This is a genomic window from Paenibacillus sp. Paensp111 (assembly GCF_059492195.1).
In genome coordinates this window covers 2,462,244-2,477,432 of sequence record NZ_CP168527.1, presented here as the reverse complement: position 1 = coordinate 2,477,432, position 15,189 = coordinate 2,462,244, and the positions used below count along the sequence as shown (strand labels likewise).

Annotated in this window: 16 protein-coding genes; 13 read left to right on the top strand and 3 right to left on the bottom strand. The window is 46.1% G+C overall.

The genetic code is table 11. The features are described 5' to 3' along the window. Window positions 1-127: 127 nt before the first annotated feature. The 5 genes from ACEN86_RS11570 to ACEN86_RS11550 all read left to right on the top strand — a co-directional run bounded on the left by ACEN86_RS11570 (window position 128) and on the right by ACEN86_RS11550 (window position 3,828). On the top strand, window positions 128-958 hold the full coding sequence (locus tag ACEN86_RS11570; RefSeq protein WP_495630797.1) for an AraC family transcriptional regulator: 831 nt from the start codon (window positions 128-130) through the stop codon (window positions 956-958). A gap of 99 nt (window positions 959-1,057) precedes the next feature. Next, window positions 1,058-2,047 carry an aldo/keto reductase gene (locus ACEN86_RS11565; protein WP_495630796.1) on the top strand — a complete coding sequence of 330 codons (990 nt, stop codon included), beginning with the start codon at window positions 1,058-1,060 and terminating at the stop codon, window positions 2,045-2,047. Between the two features lie 152 nt (window positions 2,048-2,199). Further along, window positions 2,200-3,111 carry a hypothetical protein gene (locus tag ACEN86_RS11560; RefSeq protein WP_495630795.1) on the top strand — a complete coding sequence of 304 codons (912 nt, stop codon included), beginning with the start codon at window positions 2,200-2,202 and terminating at the stop codon, window positions 3,109-3,111. Between the two features lie 240 nt (window positions 3,112-3,351). Next, on the top strand, window positions 3,352-3,564 hold the full coding sequence (locus ACEN86_RS11555; protein ID WP_495630794.1) for a hypothetical protein: 213 nt from the start codon (window positions 3,352-3,354) through the stop codon (window positions 3,562-3,564). After that, on the top strand, window positions 3,565-3,828 hold the full coding sequence (locus ACEN86_RS11550) for a pyrophosphohydrolase domain-containing protein (RefSeq protein ID WP_495630793.1): 264 nt from the start codon (window positions 3,565-3,567) through the stop codon (window positions 3,826-3,828). Here ACEN86_RS11550 and ACEN86_RS11545 read toward each other — a convergent pair. After that, on the bottom strand, window positions 3,825-4,106 hold the full coding sequence (locus ACEN86_RS11545) for a YbjQ family protein (RefSeq protein WP_495630792.1): 282 nt from the start codon (window positions 4,104-4,106) through the stop codon (window positions 3,825-3,827). The genes ACEN86_RS11550 and ACEN86_RS11545 overlap by 4 nt on opposite strands. 148 nt (window positions 4,107-4,254) lie before the next feature. Next, window positions 4,255-4,443 (bottom strand): hypothetical protein, encoded by a 189-nt coding sequence (locus tag ACEN86_RS11540; RefSeq protein ID WP_495630791.1) that lies wholly within the window; start codon window positions 4,441-4,443, stop codon window positions 4,255-4,257. A 320-nt stretch (window positions 4,444-4,763) separates the two neighbouring features. Here ACEN86_RS11540 and ACEN86_RS11535 point away from each other — a divergent pair, with 320 nt between their 5' ends. The 3 genes from ACEN86_RS11535 to ACEN86_RS11525 all read left to right on the top strand — a co-directional run bounded on the left by ACEN86_RS11535 (window position 4,764) and on the right by ACEN86_RS11525 (window position 7,533). Next, complete coding sequence (locus tag ACEN86_RS11535; protein WP_495630790.1) at window positions 4,764-5,687, top strand: AlbA family DNA-binding domain-containing protein; 924 nt, start codon at window positions 4,764-4,766, stop codon at window positions 5,685-5,687. A 791-nt stretch (window positions 5,688-6,478) separates the two neighbouring features. Then, complete coding sequence (locus tag ACEN86_RS11530; RefSeq protein WP_495630789.1) at window positions 6,479-7,186, top strand: hypothetical protein; 708 nt, start codon at window positions 6,479-6,481, stop codon at window positions 7,184-7,186. Continuing rightward, window positions 7,186-7,533, top strand: a complete 348-nt coding sequence (locus tag ACEN86_RS11525) for an HNH endonuclease (protein ID WP_495634280.1) — start codon at window positions 7,186-7,188, stop codon at window positions 7,531-7,533. The genes ACEN86_RS11530 and ACEN86_RS11525 overlap by 1 nt, the downstream gene beginning before the upstream one ends. 98 nt (window positions 7,534-7,631) lie before the next feature. Here ACEN86_RS11525 and ACEN86_RS11520 read toward each other — a convergent pair whose 3' ends face one another. Then, window positions 7,632-9,626, bottom strand: a complete 1,995-nt coding sequence (locus ACEN86_RS11520) for an S-layer homology domain-containing protein (protein WP_495630788.1) — start codon at window positions 9,624-9,626, stop codon at window positions 7,632-7,634. A gap of 150 nt (window positions 9,627-9,776) precedes the next feature. On the opposite strand from ACEN86_RS11520, the gene ACEN86_RS11515 reads away from it, so the two are divergent. From ACEN86_RS11515 to chvE, 5 genes are all read left to right on the top strand, one after another. Beyond that, a complete protein-coding gene (locus tag ACEN86_RS11515) occupies window positions 9,777-10,784 on the top strand; it encodes a substrate-binding domain-containing protein (RefSeq protein WP_495630787.1) in 1,008 nt (335 codons plus the stop codon). A 24-nt stretch (window positions 10,785-10,808) separates the two neighbouring features. Beyond that, the gene (locus ACEN86_RS11510; protein ID WP_495630786.1) at window positions 10,809-12,638 is read left to right on the top strand and encodes a cache domain-containing sensor histidine kinase; all 1,830 of its coding nucleotides are present in this window, start codon (window positions 10,809-10,811) and stop codon (window positions 12,636-12,638) included. Beyond that, window positions 12,635-13,342 (top strand): response regulator, encoded by a 708-nt coding sequence (locus tag ACEN86_RS11505; RefSeq protein WP_495630785.1) that lies wholly within the window; start codon window positions 12,635-12,637, stop codon window positions 13,340-13,342. The genes ACEN86_RS11510 and ACEN86_RS11505 overlap by 4 nt, the downstream gene beginning before the upstream one ends. 84 nt (window positions 13,343-13,426) lie before the next feature. Beyond that, window positions 13,427-13,861, top strand: a complete 435-nt coding sequence (locus tag ACEN86_RS11500; RefSeq protein ID WP_495630784.1) for a helix-turn-helix transcriptional regulator — start codon at window positions 13,427-13,429, stop codon at window positions 13,859-13,861. 229 nt (window positions 13,862-14,090) lie between these two features. Further along, window positions 14,091-15,173, top strand: coding sequence for a multiple monosaccharide ABC transporter substrate-binding protein (chvE, locus tag ACEN86_RS11495; RefSeq protein WP_495630783.1), 1,083 nt, complete (start codon window positions 14,091-14,093; stop codon window positions 15,171-15,173). The last annotated feature ends 16 nt before the right edge of the window (window positions 15,174-15,189 follow it).

Below are 15,189 nucleotides of genomic sequence, written 5' to 3'. Positions count from 1 at the left end.
GCACAGCTCCTTCTTCTTGGGATATGATCAGAACAAGATCTGGAAGCAGCAACAGGGTGAAAGGGCTTTCGAAGTATGATACGCTGGATTCGTAGAATGCAAGATACGGAAGGGAATTACATGAGATATGGCTACTTTTCACTATAATACGGATCGTCCTGAACGCGAATATAATGTAATACTCCTGTCCTACTGGGGAAAAGAGAACTGCACACCGGGTCATTCCTTCGGTCCAGGGGTGCGAGATGTCTACAAAATTCATTTCATCCACTCCGGTGAAGGTGTGGTGAGAGTCGGGCGCAAGACTTACGAGCTCAGCGCGGGGCAGGCTTTTCTCAGTTATCCGGGAAAGGTCATCTATTACCAGGCGGATGAGAGTCAGCCTTGGACTTATTCCTGGGTAGCCTTTCAGGGTAGCCGAATTGAGGATTACTTGTCGCGCACTCATCTGACCCCTGAACACCCGGTATTTCCAATGGATACGCGGCTCATGCCGGATTTGTATAATCTACTTAACGAAGCGGCGGATCATCAGATCACCCGAGATCTGCGCCTGCTGGCCGTCATGGCTGACTTCTTGTCTGTGCTTATCGATGCCGCACCCGCGTCCTCTAATTTACAACCATACGCTAACTCCAAGGATGAATATATACACCGCTCTCTTGAGTATCTCCACAGCCATTATTGCGAGAATGTCTCTCTTACTAAGCTGGCTTCCAATTTGGGCCTTAACCGGAAGTACTTGTCGACCATCTTCAAGGATGCTACAGGCCTGCCTCCAAGGCAGTACCTTCTTCGTTACAGGATGGAGCGGGCTTGCGGGCTTCTGAAGAAAGGCAACTATGCGATCAGTGAGGTTGCAGGTTCTGTAGGCTACCAAGATGCGCTGTTATTCTCCAAAATGTTCAAGAAAATGATGGGTGTCTCTCCCAAGACTTACAGGTCCTCCAATATATAAGGATATGACTTTGTTCCATATTTAACAGCCTTCTTGACATGGGAATTCGGGCCGTACTGGGCTATAGTTGTCTCATAAACTCTTAATGGAGGCGAGAACATGTCCTATCAGGCAAGTAATGAACGATATGAATCCATGACATATAACCGCAGCGGGAAAAGCGGCTTGAAGCTGCCTGCGATATCCCTGGGTCTGTGGCATAATTTTGGCGGGATCGATACATACGAGAACGGAAAGGCGATGGTGAGAAGAGCCTTTGATCTAGGCATTACCCACTTCGATCTGGCGAACAACTACGGCCCGCCTGCGGGCTCGGCGGAAGTATCCTTCGGCAGAATGCTCCAGGAAGACTTTGCACCGTACCGGGATGAGATGGTCATCTCGACGAAGGCCGGGTATTACATGTGGCCAGGACCTTATGGAGAATGGGGTTCGAAGAAATATCTGGTCTCAAGTCTAGATCAGAGCTTAAAGCGGATGGGGCTTGAATATGTGGATATTTTCTACCATCACCGTCCAGATCCGGATACACCGCTTGAAGAGACGATGTCTGCGCTAGATTTGATTGTTCGTCAAGGGAAAGCGCTCTATGTTGGAATATCCAACTATGGACCCGAAGAGACCCGCAAGGCCTCCAAGATCCTCAAGGAGCTGGGTACCCCTTGCGTGATTCACCAGCCTAGTTATTCGATGATGAACCGGTGGATTGAAGATGGGCTTCAGGATGTTCTGGATGAAGAGGGGATCGGATCAATTGTATTCTCACCGCTTCAGAAGGGAATCTTGACCGACCGATATCTTCATGGAGTTACGCCGGATTCCCGCGCGGCGGGGCCAAGTGTATTCCTGCGTCCGGAGGATATCACCGATGAAGTCGTCAGCAAGATATCCAGATTGAATGATCTGGCAGCTGAGCGCGGCCAGAGGCTGTCGCAGATGGCCCTTGCATGGGTTCTGCGAGGGGGAAGAGTGACTTCGGCATTAATCGGGGCTAGCAAAGTCAGCCAAATTGAAGATGCTGTAGGGGCACTGGGCAATGCTGAATTCTCTGCAGATGAACTTAAGCTGATCGACGATATTTTGATTTAACCATAACTGGATGCAGCATGAGAGCAGGGGGATTCCATTAGGTCACTGACCGGGGATCTCTCTTTCTCTGAGCAGGAAATATCTTCTTATCTACTTTCTGGTTAATTATTGTTAAGGTATTAACAACGACTAACTAGAGGAGATGAACTGCTATGGCAAAGAAGTTATGTTTGTTCTGTGATGTAATCGTTCCTATTGAATCACATGGGGATTCAGATAGATTCATAGGATGCCATTGCTCTCCAGACGGATACTATTCACTCTTGAGAAGCAGCTACACTCCTATTCAAAATTTCTCCCATGTACTAAAAAGACAGACCTTTCCCGTAATCTCCGCTTATATTCGGGAGAAGACGGACCTGGACGAGAAAGTGAATCTGACGCTTGAGGACATGGATTCGATCCTGAATTCAACTGAAATCCCCGTTACACTCGAAGATAAAGGAACCCGGCTTCTGCTGTACTTGTACCGGCACTCTGAAGAGGCTGGTTATCCGGTGGCGATACGTCCATTATCAAGCAGCTATAATCTGACTTACTCCCCCAACTTGCAAGAGCTTGTCTATATTATTGACAAATTAAGAGGAGAGGAGCTCATCGCAAGAGAAGGCGGAATCTTTAAGCTGACAGACAAGGGTTGGAATGAAGCCGCGGCCAGAAGCGGCGGTCGAAAGTTGAAGTCCTGTTATGTGCTGCTCCCCGATCAGGAGTCCATGCGAGCGGCTTGGGCGGAGAAGATTCTTCCCCGGCTAGAGCAGTGTGGATACAATCCCAGACTCATTCATGAAGTCTGGTCTGTGAACCGGGATATGCCTCTTGGAGAGCTTATCTCTGACAGCAAGCTTGTGATTGCCGATATCACATCGCATTCGCCTGCCGTATATTTTGCAGCCGGTATTGCTGAAGGGCTGAATACTCAGATCATATGGACAGTCAAACAATCGGAAGAAGAGCCTCTGGCGGTTCCCTCCCAGCATATACGCCCTATGGTATATGAATTGGAGGAGGAGCTTGCCGCTATGCTGCAGCAGAAGCTGATTTCCAAGACAGATGAAGTAGCCTGATGTATAAGAAGACAAAAAGCCGCTGATGTTCGCAGCGGCTTTTTGTCTTCTTGACGGGTTCACAAACTTTAGCTGGCTTCTAACTATTTAACGAGTACCAGAAAGACGTTCTAGATTCCATTATGTAGCCTACAGCTAAGTAGAAGAAACGAGCATATGGAGTATAAGAGATCGTTCACGGCCTTGTCTCACTCTTAAATAGAACTGATGTTTGATCAAATGCAAATTTTGGAGGAAAGTATGAACAGACAATATGAGCAAGTTAGGGAGTTTCACAAGGCGTTTAGTCAGGAAATGCCGAATAAGCCAACAACACTTGACCAAGGGCCACTAATGACAAATAACTGGTTAATTAGTCCGTTACATGATCTGACAAAGGAAATAAAGGCTATTTCATCCACAAAGTATGACGAAAAAGATATAGGTGGAATGGTTGCAGAGCGTGTTTCCTGAATGTTGGAGGAGCCAACAGAGTTCGCGGCAGCAGATTCCTTGGTAGAGCAGACAGATGCTTTGATCGACTTGATTTACTTCGAAATTGTTACCTTTACACTCTTGGGCGTAAAACCTGAACCATTCTTTGATATCGTACACGCTGCCAACATGGGCAAACTGCACAAGGATGGAAAGCCAAGATTTAACGAGCAGGGCAAGATTGTAAAGCCGGATGGATGGGCGCAAAATCACGCCCAGAGCCCAGAATTGTTGAGGAACTAAAAAACCTCATCAATATTTCCTTCTTCATCTAACAGGAATTCAATAGCAGTAGCAAAAGCATAAGAAGTTCCATCGGCAACACCTGGACGGAAAACTAATCCAATTACTGCATCTGCTCCGAGGGCAGCTGCTTGTTCTTCTAAATCTTCTATCATGTCGTAAATATTTAGCTTAGTAGAGACGATTGTTTGAAGAGCCGCAAATCTAATATGGGGATCAATAGCGGTATATAAAGGGGCTCTTGAGCGATTTTCCTCTTTCTTCTTTCTAAAAAACATAGTTCATTCCTCCTAAAATAATATGACAAAAGTATATACGAGATCACCAGAGTTTTGTTCCAAATGTTGGGATAAGCCTTATGCAAACCCTATAGGCTACCGCGAAGCCAAAAAAAATGCTTAGCGGCATTGGCTAAGCTTGAAGGAACTAAATCATATTAAAATGCTTAAAGGTTTCTATAAAGTCTTTCTGTTTGCTAGTTGGACATGGTTTAATTCTTGAAGGCTTTTTAGGAATTAGTTCGCAAATTTCTTTCATATGAGCAATCCAACAAGTTTGAGCTGTATAGCCATATTCCTTTTTAATGTATTCAGTAATTTGTTTATAAGTAACCAAAAACCCACCTCCAATATAAAACAGAATACATGAAAGATAAGAAGAGGTAAATCACAATTCGGGGAGCCCTTTTTGATTTTTTGTCATACACTTGCCACCTATATATAGGGGTAAAACCCACTAAAAAAGATAGCGTGCCTTCAAACGTGTTATCTGTACAAAAAGCGCTCACTTGGTTGTGGGCGAGTCCATATCGGTATCATAACCATTAACATATTAACTCCGTTCTTGCCGGTGCCTTCGGGTGCCGGCATTTAGGTTGCAGGAAATATCCCCCTCTTGTCGAAGTTTGTTATAACAAGGTCGGAGGAGAGGGTTGTATGAAGGATACAAAAGAGTGGACAGAAGATGAAATTTTAAAATTAGTAAAGAATAGAGTTAAAGAAAGCATTCATCTCGATTATAAGGCTTGTGCCTCATTAGATTTAAAGGATAAAACAAAAAATGAATTATCTAAAGATGTTTCAGCTTTTGCTAATTCGGACGGGGGTCTGTTAATTTACGGTATTGTAGAACAAGGGAATGAGCCTGAAAGAATTGACGAAGGTTATGACCCGAATGTTATAACTCGTGAATGGGTTGAGAAAGTCATCAATAGTCGTATACAAAGGCGTATAGACGGCATTAGAATATATCAAGTGGATTTGCATAAAATTAATCCGGGAAAGGTCATCTATGTGATCAGTATTCCTCAAAGCATTGACGCGCCTCATATGGCATTTGACAAAAGGTATTATAAAAGGTTTAACTTTGAGTCAGTTCCTATGGAAGATTATGAAGTTCGAGATGTGAGAAGACGGATGGAAGTTTCGAACTTGAGAGTAAAGTTATCGCTATTGAAAAATGCTGATGAAGGGATTTCCAGGGTAAGATTAAATATAGCTGTTTTTAATACATCTTCAATCCCAGCGGAGTACTATGCAGTACGGATTTTACTTGATAAAAGAATAAATATATATAATGAAAATGGCTTTGTAAAAGATGCTAATGATGACTTTTTTTGTACAGGCGATGAACCGAGTATCCCTGCAATATCCCTAACAAGAGTTTGTTCAGTTCCTCATCAGGTCCCTATTTGGGAAGATCAAACCTTCTTTTTAGATGACTTGGAACTTGATACTCCTAAGGACGTGGGGGACACATACTATGTTGCCTGGAAAGTTACAGGCCCCGGCTTTAATAACTTTGAGGTACTAACACTAAATTTTAAAGAGAATAGACTTGAGTTAATTGAGGCGCCCTAACCGGTGCTTTTTCTATTTCCTTGAAAGTAAGGGGTTAAAGAGTTAATCGTAGGCGCAGCCGGCTGCGCAAGTAAATGCCGGGGATTTGGGAAACCTTTTAAAAGTGTGCTATTTTTAGTGATATGTTATTTACAGATCATGTTAATGGAGGTTTGAGACCCATGGAGATTTACAGGGATAAATTTAATCGGATGAGAGACGGCAGGAAAAGAAGTATAATTTTAACCCATTGAGGTGATTCGGAAAGTGGTATATATACAAACCGTAGAATATACAAAGACCACGAGTTGTTTAAAGTGTTCGAAGATTTGAAGGATGCTATTACTGGAGGAATAGAACAGACAAGATATGATTGTGCAGAATTTTTAACCAGCAAAGGATACTCTGGTGCTTATGAAATACTCCATTACTGTAAAAAGGAAGGTAGAACTGAACCGGAAAATAGTATGGAGATTTGGACGATAGAACAACTTTACAAGAATAGTCGCCAATAGGTGGCTTTTTAAGTTTGTATACATAAAGACAAGTCACCTAGAAATTATGAACCTATAAAAGAAAGGTGTGAAATGATGCTTTCGCATAGCAAAACCAAGTTGTTAAGCAGTGTGACTGCAGTGGAGTAGGATAGCCGCTGCAAATAGGATTTAAAAAGACGTTGAGGATCGAGGCGTGGAGTGCAGGTTCTTTTACCATACAGATTGAAGCAGCGGGCGAAAGCGGCACATATAGGCCTCTGCAAATGTGGAATATTGCAGCCAATGGATTTGTTGCGAACAGCACAATAACGGCAAATGGATTTTACGAAATTGATGTTCAAGGTTCCAGCGCTAGTATGGTGTGATGAGCAAGGCCGAGATAAAGCCGCTATTATCGCTCACTACAAGGCAAATGACTCAAGTCAGATAGATCACCGTCATATTTCCATCGAAACAGCAATGAGCCCGACCGGTGTCAATCCTGATGAACTGTTCAGACGGTTTGAGCTTCCTTTTGATGCAGACATTTGTGAGAAACAAACACATAATAGTAACTTCACTGTGGTGGAAGGTAAAACGAGAATCATGGGTGGAGCTGCCTCAAACAGAGGGCTCACCTTTGGACAAGCCAACTCAAAAGAGATACCAGCGAATGCGTACGGATCGCCTGACTCCAATATGATATTCCAGGGACGCTTTGAGATTCGGGTAGATAACACCGCTGAGTCTGGTGGTAATGCTGGATCTGACTTGGGGATTGTACGGTTTTCTGATGCAGGTGTGGCACAAGATGCGTCATTCTTTATCAAGCGTTCTAATACGTACATTGGCTTAGGTACAACAGCGCCCACGGCTCCACTAGATGTGAATGGTTATACAATTAGACTAAGAACTAAGAAGACACCAGCAAGCGAAACAGCAGCCGGTAACGAAGGGGATATCTGTTGGGATACAGATTACCTGTATATATATGTTGCACCTAACAGTTGGAAGCGGATGGCTTTGGCTGCTTGGAAACAGTAATGCAGGGCCGTCTTAAGGGCGGCTCTCTTTTTATAGAAGGGGTAAGAGATATAACGCAACCATTCTACAAATCCTGTAAGTGGAAGAACAAGAGAGCGAGGGTATTGAGGAGAGACGAGTACCTTTGCCAAGAGTGCAAGAGATACGGCAAGACAACATCAGCAGCAACAGCAACAGCAACAGTGCACCACTGTAACCCATTAGAAAACTATCCAGAGCTTGCCTTAGTGAGTTGGAATCTGGTTAGCCTCTGCAATCCTTGTCACGACTCGATGCATGAAAGAGTTTCACACGAGCTGACAGAGCAGGGAACAGGTGGAAAGAGCGGGTCCCCCGCTCCCATTTGAAATGAATTTCGGGGCCCGGGGGACCTATTCTCCTGATCATATACAGATAACTAGGGAAGAAATAGTTTGAGAGTTCTTGACTGCTGGTAAAGTAAAGGTTACTCGCCGGTAGTCTCGTTTGAAGCTGTAGAGGTTAGCTGGAAGGATTGGGCTGCAAGGATTTGATCTGAAACCTCAGACTTTGGTTTGACCTCAATAACTGTTACATATTGGCCAATTGCAGCTTGAATGGTAGAGTCGGTTGTCAAAGGATAAGCATGAGCCCATGAGTAGTCCAATTCTTTATAAGGAACATCTACATTAATTGGAGTGTTTGACACTCGGTAATAGTAAGAATGTCCAGTGGCAAGGGAACCGAAGCTTGCTGTCCAAGTACCGGGTAATCCTTCATGGAAAGTAACGGTCTGTGACAGTGTATCTGAGATCGTGGGTGCTCGCAGCACCTGGTCTTCAGAAATTGCAAAGCTCTGATAACCATAGACAACACCAGTTGCTTGGTCATAGTCTATGACCGTGATGGTCGGATGGCTGCCATCAATCGGGATAAGTGAGTCAGATGAGAGAAGTCCTGCGCCTTCCCAGGAGTCCCCATTGATCCCCGTGCCGAATGGTAGTCCAATCACAACAGGTACATTTTCTTCAGATAGTACATATCTGTATATATGATTTTCGACTGCCTCAAATTCAACTTTTGTCTTGTTGTAATTATCATTTATATCATCGGGCTTGCTGAAAGTCACTGGACTGCTTAGACCAGGATTCACGGCTTCAACAAGCTTGTTGCTTGGCGAGATTTCATTCCCGGCCAGGTCTTTGAGCCCGGATACCTGGATCCCTACATCTCCTGTAAAGTAGCTCGGTACGGAATACTCAGTATCGTTGTATGCAAATATCTCGGGAAAAGTCAGGGTGACCTGCTTTTTGTCTGCAGATAAATGAACAGTTGTATCTTCTGGCAGATCCAGGAATGTTGTTACAGAATCGCCCTTCGCTTGCAGCTTGTAGTTCGCTTTCTGGACAGCCAGAGTTCCATTTAGTTCTTCTGAGAAGGTCAGTACAACAGATTTCTCACTTCCCCGGCGCTTGGCACTCTGCAGCTGAGGGGCAGTGGTGTCGGCACTTGGTGGGTTATAGCTGGTTGGTGGACTTACTGGCGCTGAAGGAAGCAGATTTGCTTTCTCGATTGGAACGGGATTGTCAGTTTTTAACTGATTCCCTGTGATGGATTGAATTCCGCTAATCGAAATCGCAGGCTGGTTCAACAGCTCAGGAGTAAGTGGTTCGTCGAAGACAATGGTTAATGTCTTGCCGTCCGCGGAGAGTTTGAAATGTGCCTTGGCGCTGTCCAGCGGTTTTCCGCCAATCAGAATTTTGGACAAATCGACCTGGGATTCCTTCAGGGAAGCACTGAATGAAAGGACTAGCTCATGCTGCTCTGTAACAGCCGCAGCCACCAGCTTGAGCGGGTCAAATTGCGTCTTTGTCTCATAGCTGCTTAATACAAGATCGGACCGGTTAGCACTTCTTTGCCAATCGGAATTCTGCTGTGGTGGAATGATTTTATATTGGAGTGCTTGTGCAACATATCCGGCCGCCCAATCACTGACTTTGCCTACATCACTGTGGTTATCGTTAGGCTTGATCGTGAGACCCAGGGCTCTAACCAGGAAAGTTGCCAATTCCTCTTTGGTCACCTTGCCAGCAGGCTTGAATGATTCGGGCGATTCACCTTGAGTTATGCCTGTTTTCTTAAGAGCTTCAATATAAGGAAGAGCATAACCATTAACCGGATCATCGGCCTTTACATCTTGGAAGGAGGAGGACTTGAGGTCTGTGTTGACGTTCAGCTTCATGATAAGGGCAAGTACTTTTGCAAATTGGGCCCGGGTCATCTCGTCATTCAGACCGAATTTACCGTTCTGAACCCCATCAAATACGCCTGCACTGATCATGGCATCAAACTTGGCCTTGGTTGCGGCATCCAGTTCACTCAGATCGGTGAAATCTGCCGCAGTCTTCGCAGAAGCTTGGGAGAGGGGAATAGACAGAGTAAGCAGAAGCGCAGCTGCTGCAGAGTACATAATCTTTTTCATTGAATCAACCCTTCTGTGAGTTTTTTAATTGATTTTCCAATAATTATAGAAGATAGAAGAAAAAATTGGTAGATAATCTTATAGATGATCTATTCTTGTGTAATTTGCTATAATGCCTATTACGAGCAGCCTTGATAGGAGGAATTCGATATGAAAAAAATGCTGGTCGTCTATTTTCTGCTGATCGGAGCCTTCCTTGTCTATGTTTTCCAGTATTACGCCAAAGACCCGCAAGTGGGAATGTGGAAGGAAGAAGGTCTCCACGGAGAGATCGGTGAGAATTACGTCATGGTCACTTTTCAGTCTGGCCTGGAGTATTGGAAGAGCTGCCTGAAAGGGTTCGAGGACGCGGGCGACGCGTTAAATGTATCGGTAGAGTATAGGGGAGCGACTCAGTATGATGTGCGTGAGCAGATTACTGTGCTGGAACAAATTATAGCGAAGAAGCCGGCTGGTATCGCCGTGTCATCGATTGACCCTCATGCGCTGACACCAACCATCGACCGAGCAGCCGAGGCCGGTATTCCCGTTGTACTGTTCGACTCCGGAGCGCCGGGCAGTAAAGCTTATTCACTGCTTGCCACGAACAATTACAATGCAGGAGTAACTGCTGCTGAGAAAATGGCACAGCTAGCCGGTAGGCAGGGTGAGGTCGCCGTGATTACACTTCCGGGTCAGCAGAACCATCAAGATCGGGTTCGAGGGTTTAGAGAGACGATCCAGAACAATTATCCCGCAATGAAAGTGGTAGCTGTAGCTGATGGTAAAGGGGATTCGATGGCTTCCAGGAATGTGATGTTATCAATAATGAAAGCGCATCCGAAATTAGCAGGCGTATTTGTTACGGAAGCCACCGGGGGAATCGGTGTGGGTGAAGCGGCCAAATCCTTAAAGCGTTCAGTGCCTCTGCAGATTATTAGCTTTGATACCAATAAAGGAACTCTCGATATGATTAAGGAGGGGACGATAGCAGCAACTCTTGCACAAGGGACCTGGAATATGGGCTATTGGTCCCTTCAGTATCTGTTTCACCTACATCATGGCATGACTGTTCCTGCTCCATCCAAGAGCGGGGACGTATCTCCTCTACCAGTCCAGGTGGATACGGGTGTATCTGTCGTGACTAAGGACAATGTGGAGAACTATTATGCCAAATAGCAGGATGATGAGAGGTGCTGCATCATGAACAGGCAGAAATGGCGCACGCCTAAGCTTAAGAATATGCCGCTTCGTTATCAGCTTAGTATACTTTTTTTGCTGTTCAGTATCTTGCCCTCGATAGGTCTTGGCACGTTGGTGAACTGGACTGTAGACCGCATCATCGAACGGCAGGTGGCGGGCAATACGCTGCAGCTGATTGGGAAAGTAAACCGATCGCTTGATGGCACTGTGGAAAATTTGCAAAACTTGACTTATTTAATCGATTTCAATCCGCTGATCAAGTCTTTCCTTGCCAAACAGCAGATGACAGATACCCGGATGTATGAGACGAAGCAGTTTCTCCAAGGTTTTACGTCACTTTATCCCGAGATTGCCGGGATTCTGGTCGTTAACAGTAAAGGCGACTATGTCAGTAATGAAATGTATGCTAGAAAGCCGGTGAGTCTGACTGAAGAGAACTGGTACAGAGAAGCGGTTAGAAATAAAGGGATCTTCACGATACTCGGCCATCCATCAGCCCGAAATGTTACGACCCATGTGAACTACCGGAATGAGGAGGTAATCTCGGTGGTTCGCTCTTTTACTGACCCGGACACTCAGCAGGTTACCGGTGCTGTCCTGATTGACCTTAAGCTTAGAGCCATCTCACAGGCAGCAAAGGACGTAACGTTAGGTAAGACGGGTTATCTTATGGTCTCCGATTCTAATGGAGAGAACATCTATGTTCCAGCCGATCCAATTATCGATCATATTCCCAGCACGTGGTTCGGCAGCGAGGCGGCGGGCAGCTTCAGTAAGGATGTTCACGGGGAGCGGCTTCAGTTCATTTATGGAACTTCCTCCTACACGGGTTGGCGTACGGTAGGCGTGTTTCTAACCCGTGAATCGGCACTAGGAGCCCGTGAGATCCGGTTTTATGTGATCTGTTTTCTCTATCTGGTGGGCTTCTTCGGTCTGACGGCTTCATATCTGCTGTCCCAATCGATCTCGCGTCCCATTCATCAGCTGATGTCTTTCATGCAGAAGGCCGAATCCGGGGATATGGCTCAGCGTTATTGGGGAGACCGGAGTGACGAGGTCGGGATGCTGGGACGCAGCTTTAACCGAATGCTGAACCAGATTCGCAAGCTGATCACCTTGAATGAACTCAAGGAGCGGCAGAAGCGCGAGGCCGAGCTGCGTAGTTTACAGGCTCATATTAAGCCGCACTTTCTATATAATACTTTGGATACCATTCACTGGATGGCGAAGAAAAAGGGGGCGGACGAGGTATCTGAGCTGGTAGAGGCTCTGTCCCGACTATTTCGAATTGGTCTAAATAAAGGGGAAGATATTATCCGGTTGACCGAGGAACTGGAGCACGTCTCAAGCTATTTGCAGATCCAGCATACCCGGTACCGTGATCGATTGAATTACAGCATAGAGCTTGACCCGGCTGCCGAGCAGCTATTCGTCCAGAAGCTCCTGCTCCAGCCTATTGTGGAGAATGCGATCTATCATGGCATCAAAGCAAGACGTGGACCCGGAAGAATAGAGATTCGGGCACGGCTGGAAGATCATCAGCTTATTCTGTCCGTGTATGATGACGGAGCAGGTATCTCCCCGGAACGTCTTAAGGAGCTTCGCAGGAAGCTGGACGATCCCCTGAATTCACTGGAAGGACAGGAACCGGAGGGTGGGCGCAGTTACGGCATGCTCAATGTTCAGGCCCGGATTCACTTGGCGTTCGGAAGGGAATTCGGAATAACGATGGAAAGCGAAGAGGGTCAAGGCACCCTTGTTACAATCACGCAGCCTTTAATGCGCGAGTATCCAAGAAATCAGTCACATGAGGAGGGGTATTCCCAGTGAAACCATTATGGCGTGTATTAATAGCCGATGATGAACCGATTATTAGGGAAGGAATACGAGATTCCGTAGACTGGCAGAAGCTGGGCATGGAAGTGATCGGTGAGGCAGAAGATGGGGAGGAAGCACTGGAGCTTGCAGAGAAATACGAAATTGATATCCTGCTGGTCGATATGAATATGCCCTTAATGGATGGAATCACTCTGATGAAGCGGCTGCGTGTAATTCTGCCGGAATGCAGGTACATCATCATTACGGGGCATGATGAGTTCAGTTATGCTCAGGAAGGCATCAGGCTTGGGGTTGAAGACTATATTTTGAAGCCCGTGAATACCGATCATCTTCTTCAGGTTCTTGAGCATTTGGCCGCAGAGCTTGAAAGTGCTCACAAACAGAATCAATATCTCAAGGCTGCTTCCGACCAGATTGGGAAAAATATTCCGCTGCTCAGGGAAAGATTCTGCCTTGAATGGATCGAAGGCCAGCTGACGGAGGAGAAAATCTACGAGCAGCTTCAGTTCCTGCAGCTTCCAGATGACAATCCGCGCCAGTTCGGCATCGTCCGGTGGCCGGAAATGACAGCGAGCCAGCCGCTTACGAAGGAGAGTGACCGGCAGCTATTTCTCTTTGCACTTGAGAATGTCGTCTCTGAGCTGCTTCAGCCCTATGAAAAAGTGATGTTCCGGGATTCAGGAAGTAATATCTAAATTTGTCTATGGGATATCCTACCTGAGGACAAGATCAGCGAAATCGAGCGAGCCGCTCAGCAGTACTTAAAGATTGCTGTGAACGTGCATTTTGAAGAAGTTCATGAAGAGATTGGCGCCGTCGGTCTTATCTATAAGACATGTCTGGAGAAGGTCTATAAGGAATCTCAGCTCTCTCCGTTAGTAAGGCGGGCAAGGCAGTATATTCATGATTACTATCATGATCCTAATCTTACCCTGGAGGCATTTGCTAGAACGCTTCAAGTATCCCCGGTCTATCTTAGTCGGATGCTGAAGAAGGAACTTGGCACCTCCTTTGTTGGGTTCATTATGCATTTGCGAATACGCAGGGCGATCCAGCTTTTGAATTCTACGGAGCTGACCATTCTTGAGATTGCCGAACAGGTCGGCTACGATAGTCAGCATTATTTCAGCACGGCCTTTAAGAAAGTCATGGGCGTCTCTCCCAATCAATACCGTAAGGGAGCTGCCTTTAGCGAAATCCCGGATAGCAGGTAATTATACATTTTTCATAATCGAGCAGCTATGAACGAAGAAATTCGTCATGGCTGCTTTTTTGCTGCTCAGAAATACGAAGTCTGATTTTTATAAAAAAGGTTGCCTGTGTGCAAAGACCCGCCAGCAGGCCGGGTGTTACCATAATTCTTGCAAAGCGAAATTCCGTTGAGCAGCAGGTCATTGTGTAAGCGCTGTCCTGCGGCGTGTACAGCGAAAGGGGAAGTTCTTTATGAAGAAAGGGTTAACCCTGCTCCTGGTGCTTGCCATGTTCGTGGCACTCACGGCATGCAATTATGCAGAGAGCAAAGGGAGCGGCGATAAGGGTTATGTCGGCATCGCCATGCCAACGAAGTCGTCAGAGCGCTGGGTGGCTGACGGACAGAATATGGTCAGACTTTTTCAGGAGAGAGGCTATAAGACCGATTTGCAGTATGCGGAGGACGTCATTGAGAACCAAATTTCACAGATTGAGAACATGATCACTAAAGGAGTCAAGGTTATTGTGATTGCTCCGGTAGATGGTAATACGCTTACGGACGTCATCAGTAAGGCGCATGCCCAGGGCATTCAGGTCATCTCGTATGACCGGCTGATCAAGAATACCGATTACCTCAGTTATTATGCCACCTTCGATAATTTCAAGGTTGGGGTGCTTCAAGCGTCTTATATTGAGAAGGCGCTTGGGCTGAAGGAAGGGAAAGGGCCGTTCAATATTGAGCTCTTCGGAGGTTCACCTGATGATAATAACGCCTACTTCTTCTTCGACGGAGCGATGTCCGTCCTGAAGCCTTATATCGATTCAGGCAAGCTTGTTGTACGAAGCAAGCAGACAACCATGGCTCAGATTGCTACCCTGCGCTGGGATGGCGCCTTGGCCCAGTCACGTATGGATAATTTGCTCAGCGCCTATTATTCCAGTGAAAATTTGGATGCAGTGTTGTCACCCTATGACGGGATCAGTATTGGAGCGATCTCATCTATGAAAGGGGTTGGCTATGGAACGAAGAACAAGCCCCTTCCGGTCGTGACAGGTCAGGATGCAGAGCTCGCTTCAATCAAATCCATCGTGGCTGGAGAACAGACTCAGACCGTCTTCAAGGATACGAGGAAGCTGGCTGAGAAGACGGTAGACATGGCGGAAAGTATTCTCAGAGGCGAACAGGCTGAAGTCAATGATACGAAGTCCTATAACAATGGCGTCAAGGTCGTTCCGGCCTACCTGCTTGACCCGGTTTCTGTAGACGCTTCCAATGTGCAGAAAGAAATCGTGGACGCAGGCTATTACACCAAGGAAGAGATTGGACTTAAGTAAGTGGAGGAGGGTATTT